The organism is uncultured Lutibacter sp. (assembly GCF_947493565.1).
GTDB classification, from domain to species: domain Bacteria; phylum Bacteroidota; class Bacteroidia; order Flavobacteriales; family Flavobacteriaceae; genus Lutibacter; species Lutibacter aestuarii.
The window spans coordinates 123,102-142,377 of record NZ_CANLRG010000001.1; the positions used below are offsets into that span (position 1 = coordinate 123,102).

Sequence of the window (19,276 nt, forward strand, 5' to 3'; positions counted from 1 at the left end):
TTATAAACCAATAAAATGGGTTTTGTGTGCTTAAATATTTTATTTTTTGTAAGTTGTTAATACTTTTTTTGACTTAAATTTCTAAATTTAATATTACAACCATTACAGTAGATTTTCAATTAATATGAATAAAAGAAAAGTATCGTTTACTTGGGCATTTAAAGAATTTATTTGGCCTAGAAAAAAAATTGTTTTAATCGGCCTAATTTTAATTATCATTAAAAGTTTATCGGGCTTAGTGTTGCCTTATGCAAGCAAGAATTTAATTGATGAAGTAATACCTTCTAAAGACTTAAATGCCTTAAAAATTTTATTACTCATTGTTTGTATTTCAATTTTTCTTCAAGCTGTAAGTTCTTTTTTATTAACGAGGCTATTAAGTGTTGAAGCTCAACATTTAATATCGTTATTAAGAGCACAAGTTCAACGTAAATTATTAACACTTCCTGTCAGCTTTTTTGATAATAATAAGTCTGGAGCATTGGTTTCTAGAGTAATGACAGATGTTGAAGGTGTTAGAAATTTGGTAGGAACAGGATTGGTTCAATTAATTGGAGGAAGTTTAACAGCGATCATATCTTTGATTATTTTAATCAAAATAAATGCCACCATGACTCTTTTTGTACTGTTGCCTGTAGCTATATTTGCTTTTGTTGCATTAAAAGCATTCGGGTATATCAGACCAATTTTTAGAGATCGGGGAAAAATTAATGCTGAAGTCACTGGAAGACTTACAGAAACATTGAATGGTGTTCGTGTTATTAAAGGTTTTAATGCGGAAGAACAAGAAAATATTACTTTTGAAAAAGGAGTAGAAGCTTTGTTTTTAAATGTTAAAAAGAGTTTGACATCCACCGCATTAATTACAAGTTCTTCTACTTTTCTTTTGGGACTTGCATCCGCTGGAATTATGGGAATTGGAGGATATTTTATTATGGATAATTCAATGACCTATGGAGAATTTGTGTCATTTACGTTATTTTTGGGTTTTATGATTGCACCGATTGTTCAAATGAGCAATATTGGAAGTCAGTTGACAGAAGCAATGGCTGGACTTGATAGGACTCAAGAATTGATGGAAATGAGAGAAGAAAATAATTCAGCAATAAGAACTATAAAACTTGATAATATTATAGGTAATGTTGAATTTAAAAATGTTTCATTTAGTTATGAGAAAGGAAAAGAGGTACTTCATAATATTTCTTTTAAAGCTCCAGCTGGAAGTGTAACAGCTTTAGTAGGTTCTTCTGGTTCTGGAAAAACTACCATAGCAAGTTTAGCAGCTACATTTTTAACTCCCACTGATGGTACTGTTTTTTTAGATCAAAAAGATTTATCAAAAATAAATTTAAGTAGTTTTAGAAGTAATTTAGGAGTAGTTCTACAAGATGATTTTTTATTTGAAGGAACTATTAAAGAAAATATTTTATTTGCACGACCTAATGCAACAGAAGATCAATTATTACATGCTGTTGAAGGAGCTTATGTAAATGAATTTACAGACAGGTTTGAAAATGGTTTAGAAACCATTATAGGTGAGCGTGGTGTAAAACTTTCAGGAGGACAACGTCAACGAATTTCAATTGCTAGAGCACTTTTAGCAGCTCCTAAAATTATTATTTTAGATGAAGCAACTTCAAATTTAGATACAGAAAGTGAATCTTATATTCAAAAAAGTTTGAGTGGTTTAATGAATAATAGAACTACGTTTGTAATAGCTCATAGATTAAGTACCATTCAACAAGCTGATCAAATATTGGTAATTGAAGAGGGAAATATTGTTGAACGTGGAAAACACCAAGAATTGTTAGCTAAAAAAGGAAGATATTATGACTTATATACTTACCAGAGTAGAATTTAATCTAATAATTTAAGAATCTTTCAATTGATTTTGATGCTTTGAAATTATAGATTTTAAACGTTGTTTTGTTAGCTCTTTTGAAGTTCGTAATTTATTTTTCTTACGGTTTATTAGCTTTGAATGCTTTGCTTTGTTTACTGTATTTTTAGCTTTCCCTTTTTTTGACATCATTCAATAAACCCCTTTTTAAAAGGGGTTATAAATTCATTAATATGGTTGATTAAGTAGATTTTTTTACAAATTTTGTTAAAATAACAATTTGTACACCATTTATCCTTCCTTCAATTTGTTCTGCATTGTCATGTACCAATGAAATATTTCTAACTGCAGTTCCGCGTTTGGCTGTAAAATTTCCACCACCTTTAACATCTAAATCTTTTGTAATAGTAATAGTATCACCAGCTTCTAATAATGCTCCATTACAATCTAAATGTTTAATAATTTCATCTTCACTTTTTCCATCACCCATAGCAGCAGCCCATTTTAAAGTGTCATCATCTAAATACATCATCTCTAATAAATCTTGAGGCCATCCTTCAGATTTTAAGCGATTTAACATTCTCCAAACTATTACCTTAACAGAATCAAACTCGCTCCACATGCTATCATTCAAACATCTCCAGTGATTACTGTCCATAAGTTCAGGGTTTTCAATCTGAGATATACAGGTTTCACAAGCAAGTAAACTCTCGTCAAGTCCACCAATGCTTACAGGAGGAACTTGGAAAATGGTTAATTTCTCTGAAGCTCCACATAATTCACATTTAGATCCACTACGTTCATGCAATTCATTAGCTATACTCATTATAGTATTGTTTTAATTAAAAGTTGTTATAAATTTTGTTGAAAAGAATCAAATTTTGACAAAACTACTGAATTCTAAATAATTAACTGAAAAAAACATTTTTTTATTTTTTGAAAGATTTAAATAAAAATAATTATTATCCAAACCTCTCATATTCAGTAAATTATTTGTAACTTTAAAAGAGTTGTAGACTATTCAAACATTTGCAAATTTCACATTTTGTTTGAACAAATTATCTGAAAAATTTCAATTTAAATTATTTATTATGAATCCAACATTATTTATAAGCGTTCTTTTAATAGTATTTTTACTAAGCGGAATTCGAATTGTTTTTGAATATAAACGCGCCTTAAAATTTAGATTTGGTAAATACATAACAACTTTACAGCCTGGATTTAGATGGGTAATTCCAGTAATTGAAACGGTTCAAATTGTAGATATTAGAGTAATTACAATTAATATTGTTTCTCAAGAAGTAATGACAGAAGACAATGTACCTTGTAGTATTGATGGTGTGGTATTTTTTAAAGTTAATAATCCGGAAAAAGCAGTGTTAGAAGTTGAAGAGTATAATTTTGCCATTACACAATTGGCACAAGCAGCTTTAAGAGATGTTTGTGGTAAGGTAGAGTTAGATACCATCTTGTCTAAACGAGAAGAGATGGGAAAAAATATCAAGTCTATTGTTGAAAACGAAACTAAAGATTGGGGAATTGAAATAATTGATGTAAAAATTAAAGACATTCAATTACCTGAAAATATGCGAAGAATGATGGCAAATCAGGCTGAAGCAGAACGGTCTAGACGCGCACGTATTATTTTAGCATTAGCAGAAGAACAAGCAGCAGGAAAGCTGTTAGAAGCAGGGAAATTAATAGATCAGTCTCCATCGGCAATTAAGTTAAGATTGTACCAAACTTTAGCAAATATTGCTTCAGAGAAAAATTCAACCATTTTATTCCCATTTCCTGAAGAAGTTTTACCCAGAAAAAGAAAGAAATCTTAAACATTAATTAGAATTAATTGATAAATTTGTTTTCTTAATTTATTAATTCAATTTTAAACTCGTATGCAAAAAATTCTTTTTAGTATCGTACTTTTCATCTCTTTTTTAGGGATCAAAGCTCAAAATGTAATGACACCAGAACTCTTAGTCCAATTAAACAAGGTTTCTGGAAAAGGAATTACCAAAGATGGAAAAAGTGTAATTTATAGTGTTTCGAAATACCATTTAGATAGCGACAGTAAATCTACAACTCTTTATAAAATTCCAATTATAGGAGGTAATGCAGAAGTAATTACTAATGATAGTGCATTACTAAATGATGCCAGCATTTCACCTAATGGAACCTATAAAATAATAGCTTCAGATGTTAAATTAAAAAATGTAACTGGTCAAGATTTTTATTCAGATGTTAAAAATTCAAATGTAAAAATTTATGATGCCCTTAATTATCGCCATTGGGATACTTGGGAAGATGGTGCATATAGTCATATTTTTTATTATGAAACTAAAAACAGCGATGCAAAGGGAATTGATATTATGGAAGGAGAACCTTTTGATTGCCCTCAAAAACCATTTGGAGGAGCTGAAGATTATTTGTGGAGTCCAGATAGTAACAGTATTTTATATGTTACTAAAAAATTAAATGGAACGGCTTATGCTGTTAGTACAAATACGGATATTTATGAATATAATTTGAAGACTAAAGTAACTAAAAACCTTACCGAAGAAAATAAAGGTTACGATACCCAACCAGCCTTTTCATCAAAAGGACAATTGGCATGGTTACAAATGAAGCGCGATGGTTATGAGGCAGATAAAAATGATATTATTGTAAAATTAGATGATAAAACTATTAATTTAACAGCTAATTGGGATGGTACAGTTAATAGTTTTTTATGGGATGAAAAAGGAGAAAAAATCTATTTTATCGCTCCTATAGCTGGAACCGTACAAATGTTTGAAATAAAAGTTCCTTCTTCAGCTAACAAAATTAGTGAACCTAAGCAACTTACTGATGGACAGTTTGATGTAAGTGGTATGGTAGGACAATCTAAAAATACCATGGTGGTAACTAGAAGAGATATGAATCATGCTCCAGAGCTTTATACAGTTAATTTAAAGGATGGAAAAATGATGCAATTAACTCATGAAAATGATGCAACCTACAATTCTTTAGATTTAGGAAAAGTTGAAAAAAGAATGGTTAAAACCACTGATGGAAAAGAGATGGTAACTTGGGTTATCTATCCTCCAAACTTTGACCCGTCTAAAAAATATCCTACATTGTTATATTGTCAAGGAGGTCCTCAAGGAGCATTGAGCCAGTTTTATTCTTTTAGATGGAATTTTCAAATTATGGCTGCAAATGGTTATATAATTGTAGCACCAAATAGAAGAGGAATGCCTGGTCATGGAGTTGAATGGAATGAACAAATAAGTAAAGATTATGGAGGGCAAAATATGGAAGATTATTTAGCGGCAATTGATGATGTAGCAAAAGAGCCTTATGTTGATAATGATAGATTAGGATGTGTAGGAGCTAGTTATGGAGGTTATTCTGTGTTTTATTTAGCAGGAATTCATAATGGTAGATTTAAAAGTTTTATTTCGCATGACGGACTTTTTAATTTAAAAAGTATGTATGGTACCACAGAAGAATTATTTTTTGTGAACTGGGATTTAGGAGGACCTTATTGGGATAAAAATAATAAAGCAGCTCAACAATCATTCACAAAATTTAACCCTGTAAACTTCGTTTCTAAATGGGATACACCAATTTTAATAATTCAAGGAGAAAAAGATTATAGAGTTCCTATAGGACAAGGTTTAGAGGCCTTCCAAGCGGCACAACTTCAAGGAATTAAAAGTAAATTATTATTATTCCCAGATGAAAACCACTGGGTACTAAATAGTCAAAATAGTATCGTTTGGCAACGAGAATTTTTTAAATGGTTAAAAGAAACCTTATAAAGTAAATTAAAGCCTTAAATACTACAGTATTTAAGGCTTTAAAAATTGTACATTTATGAATGGAACTGATTGGCTGGGGTTTGTAGGGGTTACATTAATACTTGTAGCCTATTTTTTAAATGTGAAAAATATGGTAAAAAGTACTCATTTATCATTTATTTTATTGAATTTAATAGGAGCGTCTCTAGCTTGTTTAGCGTCGATATTGTTAAAGTATCTTCCTTTTATCATACTTGAAGGTGTTTGGGCACTTATTTCATTAAATTCTTTAATACACTATTTTAAAAAAGGATAGCATACTTTTTTTTAAAATAATAAGTTTGGTGCAACTTCAACAAAACTACTTTTCAAAGGGATAGTGGTTTCTGAATTTTTTTTAAGATAGGCCGTTAAAATTCTTTTCACATCGTTATTGTCTTTTTGGGCAGCAATGTGGTTGTAGTAATCGGTAATCGATGTTGCTTTTTTAGTATTATTTATATACCCAAATCCTTTGTAAATTCCATTAACAACTAATACAATCCCCGCTTCTTTTTTTGTTCTACCAGTTTCTTTGATGATAAAATTTTCGGTGTTGTATTTAATGGATGCTATGGCGTTTTGTACTCTTTTGTTATAGCTTGATGTTGATTCTTGGTTTCTGCAAACTCCTTTGCATTTTTTTAATTGAAAATGGAAACAACTACTTACATTAGATTGCAAATGGCAGTATTTTGGGCATAATTCAAATGTTTCACAAAGCTTTTCTAGAAATAACCTACACTCAGTTTCATTATAAAACTTCATAAGTGGATTAGATATAAGTTTTAAGCGATTATAAGCTAGGTGTACAATTCCATTTCTATCTTCATAACTAAATAAACCAATGCTTTCATTGGCTCTTTTTTGAGCTCGGTTAAATTTTGGATAATGTTTTTTGATTTCTGCAGATTCAAGTAAAAGTGCTATTAATTCACTTCCAGTTTCTTCAAAAGTAATGTTCTCAATTTCCAAACACATGGCAACTTCTTTTTTAGATTTATCATAAAAATGACTTAAAACACGTTGCTTTATATTAGTTGATTTTCCTATATAAATAATTTCATTTTTACTATTTTTAAAATAATAAACACCTGTTTTAGTAGAGAGTTCATCTACAATTTTTTTTGGTAATAATGGAGGAATGGTAGCCTGACGAGATTTTGGATTTAAAAATGAATGAAATACACTTCCATAAGTGTCTAATTTTAGTAGTTTTTTAAACAATATAGTGGTAGCCTCAGCATCGCCTTTAGCTCTGTGTCTGTCTTTAATAGTAATATTTTGAGAAGTACAGAGAGCACCTAAACTATAAGAATTTAATCCTGGAATTAATTTTCTGGATAACCTTACAGTGCATAATTTTTTTCTTTTAAAATTGAATCCAAGGTTTTTAAATTCTTGTTGAATGATATGATAATCAAAATTTACATTATGTGCCACAAAAATAGTGTCTAGTGTAATTTCTTCTATCTTTTTTGCAATTTCATAAAATTTTGGAGCACTACCTACCATTGCATTGTTAATTCCTGTTAAATTGGTTATAAAAGGAGGTATATGACATTCTGGGTTAATTAGTGTGGTGAACTCGTCAATTATTTTTTTACCATCAAATACCAAAATTGAAATTTCAGTAATTTTAGCTCCTTGACCAGTGGTTTCTATATCAACAATTGAATACATTAGTTAAAAGATTTTTGAAGTTCTTTTAATTCAACTCCTAACTCAGTTAGCATATTTGCAATGCTACTAATTTTCAACTCATGTTCATCATATTCTTGTGTATTTATGCTACAAGTAAATTCCCATAGTTCTAAAACTTCATCAATTGGCACGTAATATGGGTCGTATTTTTTATTATCAGAAGCTAATAACAACATTTGATGTTCTTCAATTTTATTATAAACACGTTTGTAAACAATTCCATCATTTAAGGTTAAAACAATGTAGGTTTTACCATTTTTAACATTTCTAACATCGTCAATAAAACGAGCTACAATATATGATCCACTCTTAACGGGTAGCATAGAATCTCCTTTAATAGGAAATGCACGATGAGTGCCTGTTGGTAAAAAAGGTAATTTAATTTTTGATAAATGTTCAATATATTCCGGATCTGAATATCCTCGTAAATAACCAGCAGAAGCTTCCATAGGTATAATTTCTATTAAATCTTCATCTTTTTGATCAATGGTAATAGGAAATAAAATTCTTTGGTTGTTGAGTTTAATAAACGAAGTTTCGGTAGCTGAGGTTAAATCATTTTTTATTAAAATATCCATTGAAATATTAAAATATTCGGATAATTCAATTAAAAAATCAATAGGAGGGATGGCTCTATTTTCTTCATAAGAACTTATCCTAGAGCGTGAAACTTTCAAATCTTTAGCAAATTGTTCTTGAGTTAAAGATTTTAGAGTTCTTAAATGTTTGATATTATTTGATAAGTTATTCATTTGCTAAAAATACAATCATTAAATGCTATTATTTTTAGCTAAATTAATAATTTTTTTTTCAGTCACAAATTTTTGTTTCAAATGTGACCGCAAATTAAATCTATAGTTTAAATGAATTTTTTGAATACATAGCTAATTTTTAAAAATAAAAAAACCTGTAAGATGTTATTCTTTTACAGGTTAACAAAAAATTTTCATATGTTTTGTTTTAGAGGGTTATCGGTTTAAAAGCCATATCTTCTATAATTATTCCATTGCAATCTTTTTGAATTTGAAAATGACAAAAATATGGTATTTTCTTTGTGATTTGTGGTAATATGTTGAGTTGTCATAATTTTAAATATTAAGTGTTAATTAAAGACTGTATCTTCTATAGTTTGTCCATTGATTTCTTTTCGTATTTGAAAAGTTAATAAAAGTTCTTTTTTTGGTTTCTGATGTTAAATTTTGAGTTGTCATAATAAATGTTTTTAATTGTTAATAGTTTACTAATAGACGTCTTCACTTCTAAAATGTTACGGTATTTTGCATAGCATAGTACTATATTAACAAATTTTTAACGAAAGCTATAATTTAAACAGGCTATTTGTTAAGGAGTCTTTAATATAAGTTGTTGAAAATTAAAGGTTAATATGAGAGAAATCATTAAATGAATTGAATTTATTTTTGAGTATGATTTATCTCATTACTTATTTTGATTGAAGTCATTGTAAAAAAAACGTGCTGCATTTAATTTTAATAAAAATTGAAGATGATGCTATTTGTTTTACTATTTCTATTATTTTTTGGAGTTATTTATTTGTTATTTATTCCTATTATAATATATATAAATACTAAAGAAAACTTATACTATTTAGCTTTAAAAGGGTTATTTAAAGCTAGTTTAGAAAAGCATCCTAAAGAAATTATACAAATTAAATTTCAATTATTTTTTTATCATTTTTATTACTATCCTTTTAAAAAGGCAAGAGCTCCAATATTTAATAAGAAGATTGGAAATTTCAATATTAAAAGCTCAAAATTGGCAAAAAACCTTATAAAATCTTTTAAAATTAAAAAATTACAATTAAATATAGACACAGGAGATTTTATACTTAATGCTAAATTATTCCCTTTAATAGCTATTTTAAATACTACTTATGGAGATTATACTATAAATTTTAAAGGGAAAAATTATTTAGTTTTTAAAGTACAAAGTAGGCCTGTATATATAATTACATCATTTATTAACAATTAAAATATATAATTATGGAATTACATTTTGAAGAATTATTAAGCAAAATTACAGACTTTATTAAGTCTGAAGCTAAAACTGATACCATTATGGGTGAACAGTTTGAATTAGGAGAATTTAAATGTGTACCAGTTATTAAAGTAGGAATGGGATTTGGTTCTGGTGGCGCAGAAGGTAGTGAAGAAAAATCAAAAAAAGGAAAAGGAGGAGGAGCTGGAGCAGCTGGAGTAGGAATAGAACCTGTTGGTTTTTTAGTAAGTAGAGGAGATAATATTTCTTTTTTAGCTGCAGGTAAAACTCAAGGTTTGGCGGCTATTTTTGAAAAAGTACCTGATTTGATTGAAAAAATTATTGAAAGTCAGAAAAAAGAAAAAGAATTAGTTTAATTTCCTACTAAATAAGTTTAACTGAAACCTCCAAAGTTTTAGCTTTGGAGGTTTCATTGCTTTAAATTATTCTATATAAAATTTATTGGTATAATTTTTCGAAGTAATTCCTCTTAAACTGTTAATAATTAAGTGATTTAAAATTTCACTTTCGGAGTACTTATTAAACAAGCTAGTTTCTGAGAAAAGCACATCATCAATACGTAAAAATAAGATGTCACAAACTAATTTAATATTTACATCTTTTCTAATATCACCATTATTTTTAGAAGCATTTAATAAATCAAAAATTAATTTAGTTACTAGATAGTTTCTAAAACTATAAAATTCTTTAAAGGCATTTGGATAATATTTTTTTAAACCAAATAAAAAAGATGGCTTAAAATGTTTAAGGTATTCAAACCCTTTTTTATAGATTAAAATAATGGTTTCTATAGAATCATTGCAAGATGTATTTAAATCACTTATTTCAGTTAAAAATTTTTCTAATAAATATTGAACACTTTCTCTAACTAGTTCTTCTTTAGTATTGAAATATTTGTAAATAGTTTTTTTTGATATTCCTAATCCACTAGCAAGCTCATCAAGTGTAAAACTTTTGCTACCAAATTTTGTAAATTTTTGAATGGCATGTATTATAATTTGATCTTTCTTCATGAGTTATAAATTTATTGCCAACCACCACCAAGAGCTTCATATAAATACACTATATTTTTTAATTGTAGTAGTTTACTATTAATTACATTTAATTCTGCATTTAGAGCACTTTGTCTTGCAGTTAACAAGTCTAAATAAGTAGCATACCCATTTTTTAATAGCTCTTCAGAATTTAACTCTGCATTTCTAAGTGCTTCTACTTCTTTTATTCGATAATTAAATTTTTCTGTTTCAGATGTATACGCAAATAAAGCATTTGAAACTTCACTGCTAGCATTTAATAAAGATTGTTTAAAATTTAATAATGCTTGTTCTTGTTGAGCTAAAGCAACTTCATTTTGGGTTTTTATTTTCTTTTTATTGAAAATTGGCTGAGCAAGACCTCCTATTAAATTTGAAAATAAAGAGTTAGAATCAATCCAATTATTAAAATCTATACTTTGAAAACCAGCGTTAGCTGTTAAAGTTAATGATGGATAAAAGTTACTTTTAGCAACATTAGTCAATTCAAAGGCTTGAATTAAACCATATTCAGCAGACATTACATCGGGTCTATTTCTCAATAAAATTGAAGGAACTCCAACGTTAATATTGGTGTTTAAAGATTGACTTTCTAAGCTACTTCTTTCAAAGGACTGAGGTTTTTTCCCTAAAAGAATGCTCAAAACATTTTCTGTTCTAAAAATTTCAGTTTTAATATCAACTTGTAACGCTTTAGCACTGTTTAATTGTGCAATATTTTGGTCAACAGCAACTTGAGTTACCTGACCAGCATTTTTTAAAGCAATAATAGTTTCTACACTTTTTTCTCTAGCATTAATTGTTTGCCTTGTTATATTTAATTGTGCATCTAAAGCTAATAATTGGTAATAAGTTGTGGCGATATTTGAAATTAATCTACTTTTTACAGCCTGGTGAGCAGCAACACTTTGAAGATAATTAGCCTCATAAGCTCTTTTATTACTTCTAATTTTACCCCAAATATCTGCTTCCCATGATAGTGTGGTAGTTAAGTCAAACTGATCAAATGATATTTTCCCAGAAGTGCTATTTTTAGAAGTTTCTTGATGCATAGCCGAGCCTTTCAGGTTGATACTGGGTAAGTACCCTGCCTTTCCTTGTTTTAAATAAGCTTCAGACATTACTATTTGTTGAATAGCTACTCTAATATCAATATTATTGGCTAAACCTTCTTCAATGTATTTTGTTAAAAAAGGATCTGTAAACAAGGTTTTCCAAGAGATATTTGCCATAGACAAACTGTCTTTTGATATATGATCTGTTCTGTATAAGCCTTGTGTTTCTTTTAAATCTGGTCTTTGGTAGTTTTTACTAACAAAACAAGATGATAATAATAAAGAAACGCCTATTAATATTGCAAAATTAACAATTGTTGGTTTTCTCATTTTTTAATTGTTTTCTTGTAATTTTTTTTGAATTTTTTCATAAGGGTTTCCAGTAAATTTTTCTTGAATCCATTGGAAAAACATAAATAAAGTTGGAATAATAAATATCCCTAAAAAAGTACCTATTAGCATACCTCCAGCAGCACCAGTTCCAATTGAATTATTTCCAACGGCACCAATACCTCTTGATGTTACTAAAGGCATTAAGCCTAAAATAAAAGCAAAAGAAGTCATTAAAATAGGTCTTAATCTTGTTTTTGCAGCGTTAATGGCAGCATCTAATAAACTTTCACCTTTTCTTCTTCGTTGTATTGCAAATTCTACAATTAAAATTGCATTTTTAGCAAGTAAACCAATTAGCATAATTAGAGAAATTTGAAAATAAATATTGTTTTCTAATCCACTCAATTTTGTAGTAATAAACGCTCCAAAAACACCTAATGGAATTGAAAATATTACAGATAGCGGAAGTAGATAACTTTCATACTGTGCTGCTAGTAAAAAGTACACAAATACTAATGATAATATAAAGATAAGGATGGTTTGATTTCCAGCATTAATTTCTTCTCTTGAAAGACCCGAATATGCAATATCATAATCACTAGGTAAGTTTTTAGCTTCATTATTAGCAACAAAAATTCCATCACCAGAACTAAAACCAGCATTAACAGCCCCATTTAATTTAGTTGAATTATAAAGGTTGAAACGAGTAACAGATTGTGGACCATAAACACGTTTTAATTTAACAAACTGAGTTATTGGAGTCATTTCACCACTAGCGGTTCTAACATACATTTGCTGTAAAGATTTTTCATCAGCTCTATCTTCAGGTAAAGCTTGAATATAAATTCTATATTGTTTTCCAAATCTTGAAAAATCCGAGGCATACACTCCACCAATATATCCTTGTAAAGTTGAAAATATACTGTTAATAGGTACCCCTAATTTTTTTGCAAGTGGCATATTAATTTCCATTTCGTATTGAGGATAATTAGCATTAAAAGCAGATTGAACATATTGTACTTCAGGGTGTTTAACTAAATTATTGATATATTCTTTTTGTGTAGCATCTAAATTTTTAAAGCTTCCTCCAGATTTGTCCAATAAGTTAACTTCAAATCCTGAAGAAATTGAAAATCCAGGGATGCTTGGTGGTTCAAAGAAGATAATTTTAGCATCTGGAATAGTAGCTGCTATACCAAACAATTTTTTAATAATTGTAGTAGTTTTTAATGAGTCTTCTTTTCGTTCAGACCAATCTTTAAGTTTAATAAATCCTAATCCATAATTACTACCTTGTCCTCCTAATAAACTAACACCATTAATTACTGAAACACCTTCTACACCTGGTAAATCTTTAGTTTTATTATATAATTGTTCATTAACTTGATTGGTTCTATCTAAAGATGAGCCAGCAGGCAATTCTACATTAATAAATACAAAGCCTCTATCTTCATTTGGAACAAACCCAGTTCTAGTAGTACTTGCTGCCCACCAAATACCAATTACAGTAATGATTAATGTTAAAACAGGAATCCATCTATTTTTTGAAAGAAAATATAAAGCTCTTCCATAGCGTTCAATTAATGCTTTAAACGATGTGTTAAAGGCTGTATGAAAACGCTCCATTAATGATGATTTCACCTTTTTATCTTTATGAGATTTTAGAAAAACAGCACAAAGAGCTGGACTTAAAGTAAGTGCATTAATTGCTGATATTCCAATGGCAACAATTAATGTTACCCCAAATTGTTCATAAAAAACACCTGTTGGTCCTTGAACAAAAGTCACAGGTATAAATACTGAAGCCATCACTAAGGTAATGGCAATAATTGCCCCAGAAATTTCACCCATTGCACTTTTTGTTGCGTGCATTCTGCTAGTATCACCTTCATCTAATTTTGCATGTACAGCTTCTACAACTACAATGGCATCATCTACTACAATTCCAATAGCTAAAACTAAAGCAAATAGAGTTAGTAAGTTAATTGAATACCCAAATAGATTCAGGAAAAAGAATGTACCAATGATGGATACAGGAACAGCTATTGCAGGTATTATAGTTGATCTAACATCTTGTAAAAAGATAAAAACCACTACAAATACTAATAAAAAAGCTTCAATTAAAGATCTTGTAACTTTATCTATAGAAGCTGTTAAAAATTCGTTTGTATCATATTGAATATAAACTTCTATCCCTTCAGGAAAATCTTTTTCAAGAATAGATAATTCAGTTTTGATATTTTTAATAATTTCTTGCGCATTGGAACCTTTAGTTTGATAAATGGCCATAGCAACACTTGGAAAACCTTTTGTTTTAGAACTGGTGGCATAAGATTGTGAAGCAAGTTCAATATCAGCAATATCTTTTAGATATAGATATTCTCCATTATCCAATGTTTTAATGATAATATTTTCATACTGATTTTCTGTTTTAAATCGCCCACTATATTTTATTACATAAGAAAAAGTTTCTCCATTATTTTCACCTAATGCACCTGCAGCAGCTTCTAAACTTTGTTCACGTAAGGCACTAGTAACATCAGTTGGAATAAGGTTGTAAGCTTTAAGTTTACTTGGGTTTAACCAAATTCGCATTGCATAATCTTGCCTTGAAAATACATTTACTTCACCTACACCTTTAACACGTTGAAGTACGGGAGTAACATTAATTTTTAAATAGTTTTGTAGATATGTAGCATCATAATGTTCATTTTTTGTATAAGCCGTCATAAACATTAAGGCACTTGTTTGTTTCTTTTGAGTTAAAACCCCAATTTGTTTTACTTCCTGAGGTAATAAAGAGTTGGCTCTAGCAACCCTATTTTGAACATTAACAGCAGCAATATCTGGATCAACATCTTGTTCAAAAAATACATTTATTTCTGCAGTACCATTATTGGTAGCTGTAGATGTTATATAGGTCATTCCTTCTACACCATTTATTTGTTCTTCAAGAGGAACAATTACGCTTTCTAATACAGTTTCTGCATTAGCCCCAGGATAGCTTGCAGTAACATTAATTGTAGGTGGTGCAATATCTGGATATTGTTCTACAGGTAAAGTTTCTAACCCTAAAACACCAAGAATTACTATAATTATAGAAATAACGGTTGATAAGATAGGTCTTTCAATAAAAGTTTTTAACATTGTTGGTAATCTTATAATTATTTAAAATAAAACTTTAATAGGTTTAACAATAGAATCATATGCTACTTCTTGGGGAGAAATAACAGTATTGTTACGTAGCTTATTAATACCTGAAGTAACAATTGTTTCACCAGCAGTTAACCCAGATTCAATGACATATAAATTATCAACACTAGCTTTTATATTTATTAATTTAGCTTTAGCTGTATTATTGTTATCTACTTTATATGTAAATACTTGACCTTGTTGTTCAAAAGTTGCTGATTTTGGTAAAACAGGTTTATTTTTATACTCAATAGGAATACGAATTTGACCACTATTTCCATTGCTAATTAGTAAATTTGGATTGTTAAACAAAGCTCTGAAGTTAACTGTTCCAGTAACTTTATTAACCTGCCCATTAACAGTTTGAATTTTTCCTTTTTCAGAAAAAATGGTTCCATTAGCAAGTTTTAATTCTACTTTTGGAAAGTTTTTAATTTTTTCTTGAAGATTATTTCCTTTTGTTTTTTGTAGAAAATTTAAATATTCATTTTCATTCATTGAAAAGTAAGCATACACTTTTTTTGTATCTACAACTACAGTAAGTGGAGTAGAATTAGAAGGACTAATTAGAGACCCTTCCCTATAATTAATACTTCCTACCCAACCGTCAATAGGGCTTTTAACTTGAGCATACCCTATAGTAGCCAATAAGCTGTTATAGCTACTTTTGGCTTGTAGTAACTTGGCTTTAGCAGTTTCTAATTGTACCTCACTTATTATATTTTTTTCAACTAAAGGTTTTAATTTGTTAACCTCAACTTGAGCTGCATTAACATTAGCAGCTGCAGCTTTTGCATCTTGTGTTAAACTTTCAGTTTCTAATTGAAATAAAACTTGTCCTTTTTTTACTTTTTGACCTTCATCAACCAAGACTTTACTTATATATCCAGTAGTTTTTGCTCTTACTTCACTGTTTATTATTCCTTCTATACTTGTTGGGTAAGTATCATAACCAATTACAGTTTTATTTTCAATAATTGAAACTGGAAAAGGCATAGCTCTTTGTTGGTTTTGAACTTGTTTATTTTCATTGTTATTACAACTATATAACACGAAGCTTAAGGATAAAATAAATACTGATTTAATTATTTTTTTCATTGTTTTCTTTTAATGTATTTGATATGTATGATTTTTTTAGATTTTCAAAGTTTGATATGACATTATTTATTAATTGAATATAATTTTCATTAAATTTAATTCTGTCTATTTTGGAATTTGTTTTTTTTAGTTTAAAACTTAAGATTCTTTCATGAAGTGTTTTTTCTACTTTCCATTCTTTTATTTTTGATTCAAGTCTATTAATAATATAATCTTCTGAAATAATAAAATATCTTTTTCTATCTCCAGTTTTGGTAAAATATCTAATTACTCCTTTTGTTTGTAAAAGGTTTAAATTAACGGATATCGAACTTTTACTTGCTCCTAAATTTTCTACTAATTCATCAAAACAAGTACCTTCTTCTCCAATTAATATTAATAAAGAGAAAATTCTTGCAGATAATGGAGACATATCTTCTAGGTTATGGAAGTATACACCTAGTTCTTCAACTAAGTTTTTTTGCTCTTTAATTAAATCTTGAACTTTCATATTTTTAAATTTAAAATGCAAATATATGTTTAGTTCGGTAAAAAGCGAACTAAATGAAGTTAATAATTTGTTAAAGCTATTTTAATTAAAATAATTAGGGTTTAGAGTAGTAGAAAAGTTCCTTTTTGTATAGATTATAATTAAATTCTCTTTTTCTTAAATTAAGTCAGTGAAATGGAATAAATAGAATTTTAGTTTTGCATTAATTTTTAAATAATTATTTTGGAGAACTTCAGTTTTTGTTTGGTATCAATTTCAAAAATTAGTTATAATCTTACTAAATTTGATGAAATTTTATTAGTATTTTAAGGAATATAAATTTTTGATTTAACCAAAAAAAACTCAAATAAAATACCTTATTAGGCTTTTTTTGGTTCTTATACATGCAATTTTTTGTACTAATTGTTAAATAAACTTTTGTAAGGTACCTTAAGATTTTTTTACATTAATTTACTTTGTTTTATATCCATCAATACTTGTGTTATTTTTCTTCTTCCAATATTCTTTAATTTTTTCTTTTCCTTGTTTGGTGGCCCAATTATTTAAAGTGGTACGTTCTTTATTAAAATCCATAAAAGGAACTGCAAAACCGCATGAAGTTTGTACCAAATCAACATCCATTTCAATAATTTGTCTAACTCCGGCATTTTTTGGAAATAAATTGATGTATTGTTGGAATTTTTCATTTTCATGATGATAAATTTGTGCAATTCCATAGAGCCTTAAAATTAAAGGGCTACCTTCAAAGGCACAGAACATAATTGTCATTCTGTTATTTTTTATTAAATGGGCTGCAGTTTCATTTCCACTACCTGTTAAATTTAGCCATACAATTTTATTTTTTTCAAGTACTCTAAAAGAATCTGTTCCTTTAGGAGATATATTAACTCTACCTTCATTAGCTGCTGTACCTACAAAAAATATTTTTTGTTGTTCAATAAATTCTTTTAAATCATTTGTAATAGCGTTTAATTTTTTGCCCATTAATAGTGGTGGATTTAATTAAATAAATTAGTAGAATATTTTATTAAAGTTGATTTTTAATCCCAAAGACGGTTAGATTTAGTTAAAATAATAGGGCTATTATCAGTAATTAATATAGTTTGTTCATGTTGAGTAACATAACCTCCTTTATTTCCAACTAAAGTCCATCCATCATTTAATTCAATTGCCATTGTTGAATTTGTTGAAATAAAAGTTTCAATAGCAACAGTTGTATTTTTTTTAAATCGTTCTTTATTACTTTTAACTCTGTAATTTAAAATATTTTCTGGTTCCTCATGCAAACTTTTTCCAACTCCATGACCTGCTAAATTTTTAATAACTTTAAAACCATATTTTTTAGCTTCACTTTCAATTAAATATCCAATATCTGCAATTTTAACACCACCTTTAATAGTGTTGATTGCTTTTTTTAAAATATGTTTTGAAGCATCAACAAGTGGTTGATGGTTGTAAATATCTTTACCTAGAACAAATGACCCTCCATTGTCTGACCAAAAGCCATTCAGTTCAGCTGAAACATCAATATTAATCAAATCACCTTCTTTTAATATTTTATTTTTAGATGGAATTCCATGTGCAGCTTCTTTATTAACGCTGATACAGGTATAGCCTGGAAACCCATAGGTTTCGTATGGAGCAGATTTTGCTCCAAAACTTTTCAAAATTTCACCTCCAAAATCATCAAGCTCTTTGGTTGACATTCCAATTTTAGCATGTTCTATCATTAGTTTGAGAGTTGTACCAACAACTTCACTAATTTTTTTCATTCCAATTAATTCGGATTCTTTTGTGATTGACATTTTTAGTTTTGTTTTAAAATTTTCTTAAATTCATCATATACCCCAAATGTAATCCTTCGTGGTAGTTATTAAATTCAAAAGCATCTTTTAGAGAGGTTAAATAAAAACCTGTACCTGTTATTTTTTCATTAAAGGTGGTAAATTTAACATTATTATACTTTAAAATTAGTGCAGTTAAATATATAATTAACTTTTTGGTTCCTAAAATTAAATCTATTTAGTGTTGTTACTTTTTTAGTAATTTAGAAGTTTTAAAAATTATCTTATTTTTTCAAAAGTGAAAACAATCAAATTATATGAAATTACCTATAAACTGCGAAGTAGATTATTTTAGAGATTTTTTAGATTTAGAAGATGCAAAAGGTTTATATTTAGAATTAAGTGAACTAGTTAAAGAGTTGAACTATATTCCCCAGATTGAAAGTGGGACATCTTTTGAAGTTAATTTTAAAAAAATAATGTTCTTAGATCAAGATTTAATAGGTAAAAATATATTTCCTGAGGAGCAATGGGGACCAACAAGAATTTGGACGAACAAATTAAAGAATTTAAAAGTTAAAATTGAAAGTTTTACAAAACAACAATTTCAGGTATGTGTGTTAATTTTTTATCCAGATGGTAGTGCTGGAGTTGATTATCATTCAGATTTTATGGCTTTTGGAGATACAACAATAATTCCATCAATAAGTTTGGGAGAAGAACGAGTATTTAAATTTAGAAATAAAGAAAATGGAAATGAGTTTTCTACACTATTAGAAGATGGAAGCTTAATAATTATGGGGGAGCATTGCCAAAGTAGGTATGAACACAGTTTGCCAATTGATTTTAAATATAAAAATCCAAGGATAAATCTTACCTTTAGAAAATACGGATTTGATGATTGAATTA

General features: G+C 28.4%; 18 protein-coding genes. 7 read left to right on the forward strand and 11 right to left on the reverse strand.

Going from position 1 to position 19,276, the window contains the following annotated elements:
• Positions 1 to 124: 124 nt before the first annotated feature.
• Complete coding sequence (locus Q0714_RS00540) at positions 125 to 1,861, forward strand: ABC transporter ATP-binding protein (RefSeq protein WP_298262339.1); 1,737 nt, start codon at positions 125 to 127, stop codon at positions 1,859 to 1,861.
• A gap of 9 nt (positions 1,862 to 1,870) precedes the next feature.
• On the opposite strand, the gene Q0714_RS00545 is transcribed toward Q0714_RS00540, so the two are convergent.
• A complete protein-coding gene (locus Q0714_RS00545) occupies positions 1,871 to 2,032 on the reverse strand; it encodes a hypothetical protein (RefSeq protein WP_298262606.1) in 162 nt (53 codons plus the stop codon).
• Positions 2,033 to 2,081: 49 nt separating this feature from the next.
• Positions 2,082 to 2,666 carry an alkylphosphonate utilization protein gene (locus tag Q0714_RS00550; RefSeq protein ID WP_298262340.1) on the reverse strand — a complete coding sequence of 195 codons (585 nt, stop codon included), beginning with the start codon at positions 2,664 to 2,666 and terminating at the stop codon, positions 2,082 to 2,084.
• Positions 2,667 to 2,931: 265 nt separating this feature from the next.
• Here Q0714_RS00550 and Q0714_RS00555 point away from each other — a divergent pair, with 265 nt between their 5' ends.
• From Q0714_RS00555 to Q0714_RS00565, 3 genes are all read left to right on the forward strand, one after another.
• The gene (locus tag Q0714_RS00555; protein ID WP_298262341.1) at positions 2,932 to 3,672 is read left to right on the forward strand and encodes a slipin family protein; all 741 of its coding nucleotides are present in this window, start codon (positions 2,932 to 2,934) and stop codon (positions 3,670 to 3,672) included.
• A gap of 63 nt (positions 3,673 to 3,735) precedes the next feature.
• Complete coding sequence (locus Q0714_RS00560; protein WP_298262342.1) at positions 3,736 to 5,643, forward strand: S9 family peptidase; 1,908 nt, start codon at positions 3,736 to 3,738, stop codon at positions 5,641 to 5,643.
• Between the two features lie 55 nt (positions 5,644 to 5,698).
• Positions 5,699 to 5,938 (forward strand): hypothetical protein, encoded by a 240-nt coding sequence (locus Q0714_RS00565; RefSeq protein WP_298262343.1) that lies wholly within the window; start codon positions 5,699 to 5,701, stop codon positions 5,936 to 5,938.
• An 11-nt stretch (positions 5,939 to 5,949) separates the two neighbouring features.
• Here the strand turns inward: Q0714_RS00565 and Q0714_RS00570 are convergent, their stop codons facing one another.
• Positions 5,950 to 7,344, reverse strand: coding sequence for an exonuclease domain-containing protein (locus Q0714_RS00570; protein ID WP_298262344.1), 1,395 nt, complete (start codon positions 7,342 to 7,344; stop codon positions 5,950 to 5,952).
• Positions 7,344 to 8,117: a LexA family transcriptional regulator gene (locus Q0714_RS00575; protein WP_298262345.1), complete on the reverse strand. Its 774-nt coding sequence runs from the start codon at positions 8,115 to 8,117 to the stop codon at positions 7,344 to 7,346. The genes Q0714_RS00570 and Q0714_RS00575 overlap by 1 nt, the downstream gene beginning before the upstream one ends.
• Positions 8,118 to 8,868: 751 nt before the next feature.
• Between Q0714_RS00575 and Q0714_RS00580 the strand changes: the two genes are divergently transcribed.
• Together Q0714_RS00580 and Q0714_RS00585 are read left to right on the forward strand one after the other, a co-directional pair.
• Positions 8,869 to 9,354 (forward strand): hypothetical protein, encoded by a 486-nt coding sequence (locus tag Q0714_RS00580; RefSeq protein WP_298262346.1) that lies wholly within the window; start codon positions 8,869 to 8,871, stop codon positions 9,352 to 9,354.
• An 11-nt stretch (positions 9,355 to 9,365) separates the two neighbouring features.
• Entirely contained in the window at positions 9,366 to 9,737 is a 372-nt protein-coding gene (locus Q0714_RS00585) for a GerW family sporulation protein (protein ID WP_298262347.1), read from the forward strand.
• Between the two features lie 66 nt (positions 9,738 to 9,803).
• Here the strand turns inward: Q0714_RS00585 and Q0714_RS00590 are convergent, their stop codons facing one another.
• The 7 genes from Q0714_RS00590 to map form a co-directional block, all read right to left on the reverse strand.
• The gene (locus Q0714_RS00590; RefSeq protein ID WP_298262348.1) at positions 9,804 to 10,394 is read right to left on the reverse strand and encodes a TetR/AcrR family transcriptional regulator; all 591 of its coding nucleotides are present in this window, start codon (positions 10,392 to 10,394) and stop codon (positions 9,804 to 9,806) included.
• Positions 10,395 to 10,405: 11 nt separating this feature from the next.
• On the reverse strand, positions 10,406 to 11,800 hold the full coding sequence (locus tag Q0714_RS00595) for an efflux transporter outer membrane subunit (protein ID WP_298262349.1): 1,395 nt from the start codon (positions 11,798 to 11,800) through the stop codon (positions 10,406 to 10,408).
• Positions 11,801 to 11,803: 3 nt separating this feature from the next.
• The gene (locus Q0714_RS00600; RefSeq protein ID WP_298262350.1) at positions 11,804 to 14,950 is read right to left on the reverse strand and encodes an efflux RND transporter permease subunit; all 3,147 of its coding nucleotides are present in this window, start codon (positions 14,948 to 14,950) and stop codon (positions 11,804 to 11,806) included.
• A gap of 21 nt (positions 14,951 to 14,971) precedes the next feature.
• On the reverse strand, positions 14,972 to 16,093 hold the full coding sequence (locus Q0714_RS00605; RefSeq protein WP_298262351.1) for an efflux RND transporter periplasmic adaptor subunit: 1,122 nt from the start codon (positions 16,091 to 16,093) through the stop codon (positions 14,972 to 14,974).
• Positions 16,077 to 16,583: a winged helix-turn-helix domain-containing protein gene (locus Q0714_RS00610; RefSeq protein ID WP_298262352.1), complete on the reverse strand. Its 507-nt coding sequence runs from the start codon at positions 16,581 to 16,583 to the stop codon at positions 16,077 to 16,079. Before Q0714_RS00610 ends, Q0714_RS00605 begins: the two co-directional genes overlap by 17 nt.
• A gap of 450 nt (positions 16,584 to 17,033) precedes the next feature.
• Positions 17,034 to 17,567 carry a pyridoxamine 5'-phosphate oxidase family protein gene (locus Q0714_RS00615; protein WP_298262353.1) on the reverse strand — a complete coding sequence of 178 codons (534 nt, stop codon included), beginning with the start codon at positions 17,565 to 17,567 and terminating at the stop codon, positions 17,034 to 17,036.
• 56 nt (positions 17,568 to 17,623) lie between these two features.
• Positions 17,624 to 18,388 carry a type I methionyl aminopeptidase gene (map, locus tag Q0714_RS00620; protein WP_298262354.1) on the reverse strand — a complete coding sequence of 255 codons (765 nt, stop codon included), beginning with the start codon at positions 18,386 to 18,388 and terminating at the stop codon, positions 17,624 to 17,626.
• 296 nt (positions 18,389 to 18,684) lie between these two features.
• On the opposite strand from map, the gene Q0714_RS00625 reads away from it, so the two are divergent.
• The gene (locus Q0714_RS00625; RefSeq protein ID WP_298262355.1) at positions 18,685 to 19,272 is read left to right on the forward strand and encodes an alpha-ketoglutarate-dependent dioxygenase AlkB; all 588 of its coding nucleotides are present in this window, start codon (positions 18,685 to 18,687) and stop codon (positions 19,270 to 19,272) included.
• Positions 19,273 to 19,276: the final 4 nt, after the last annotated feature.

What these genes read in the sequence shown, in the direction of transcription:
- Q0714_RS00560 (WP_298262342.1), top strand. Translation starts at nt 3,736, where the DNA reads ATGCAAAAAATTCTTTTTAGTATCGTACTTTTCATCTCTTTTTTAGGG.
- Q0714_RS00610 (WP_298262352.1), bottom strand. Translation starts at nt 16,583, where the DNA reads ATGAAAGTTCAAGATTTAATTAAAGAGCAAAAAAACTTAGTTGAAGAA.
- Q0714_RS00605 (WP_298262351.1), bottom strand. Translation starts at nt 16,093, where the DNA reads ATGAAAAAAATAATTAAATCAGTATTTATTTTATCCTTAAGCTTCGTG.
- Q0714_RS00625 (WP_298262355.1), top strand. Translation starts at nt 18,685, where the DNA reads ATGAAATTACCTATAAACTGCGAAGTAGATTATTTTAGAGATTTTTTA.
- Q0714_RS00575 (WP_298262345.1), bottom strand. Translation starts at nt 8,117, where the DNA reads ATGAATAACTTATCAAATAATATCAAACATTTAAGAACTCTAAAATCT.
- Q0714_RS00585 (WP_298262347.1), top strand. Translation starts at nt 9,366, where the DNA reads ATGGAATTACATTTTGAAGAATTATTAAGCAAAATTACAGACTTTATT.
- Q0714_RS00590 (WP_298262348.1), bottom strand. Translation starts at nt 10,394, where the DNA reads ATGAAGAAAGATCAAATTATAATACATGCCATTCAAAAATTTACAAAA.
- Q0714_RS00545 (WP_298262606.1), bottom strand. Translation starts at nt 2,032, where the DNA reads ATGATGTCAAAAAAAGGGAAAGCTAAAAATACAGTAAACAAAGCAAAG.
- Q0714_RS00595 (WP_298262349.1), bottom strand. Translation starts at nt 11,800, where the DNA reads ATGAGAAAACCAACAATTGTTAATTTTGCAATATTAATAGGCGTTTCT.
- Q0714_RS00555 (WP_298262341.1), top strand. Translation starts at nt 2,932, where the DNA reads ATGAATCCAACATTATTTATAAGCGTTCTTTTAATAGTATTTTTACTA.
- Q0714_RS00570 (WP_298262344.1), bottom strand. Translation starts at nt 7,344, where the DNA reads ATGTATTCAATTGTTGATATAGAAACCACTGGTCAAGGAGCTAAAATT.
- Q0714_RS00580 (WP_298262346.1), top strand. Translation starts at nt 8,869, where the DNA reads ATGATGCTATTTGTTTTACTATTTCTATTATTTTTTGGAGTTATTTAT.
- map (WP_298262354.1), bottom strand. Translation starts at nt 18,388, where the DNA reads ATGTCAATCACAAAAGAATCCGAATTAATTGGAATGAAAAAAATTAGT.
- Q0714_RS00550 (WP_298262340.1), bottom strand. Translation starts at nt 2,666, where the DNA reads ATGAGTATAGCTAATGAATTGCATGAACGTAGTGGATCTAAATGTGAA.
- Q0714_RS00565 (WP_298262343.1), top strand. Translation starts at nt 5,699, where the DNA reads ATGAATGGAACTGATTGGCTGGGGTTTGTAGGGGTTACATTAATACTT.
- Q0714_RS00600 (WP_298262350.1), bottom strand. Translation starts at nt 14,950, where the DNA reads ATGTTAAAAACTTTTATTGAAAGACCTATCTTATCAACCGTTATTTCT.
- Q0714_RS00540 (WP_298262339.1), top strand. Translation starts at nt 125, where the DNA reads ATGAATAAAAGAAAAGTATCGTTTACTTGGGCATTTAAAGAATTTATT.
- Q0714_RS00615 (WP_298262353.1), bottom strand. Translation starts at nt 17,567, where the DNA reads ATGGGCAAAAAATTAAACGCTATTACAAATGATTTAAAAGAATTTATT.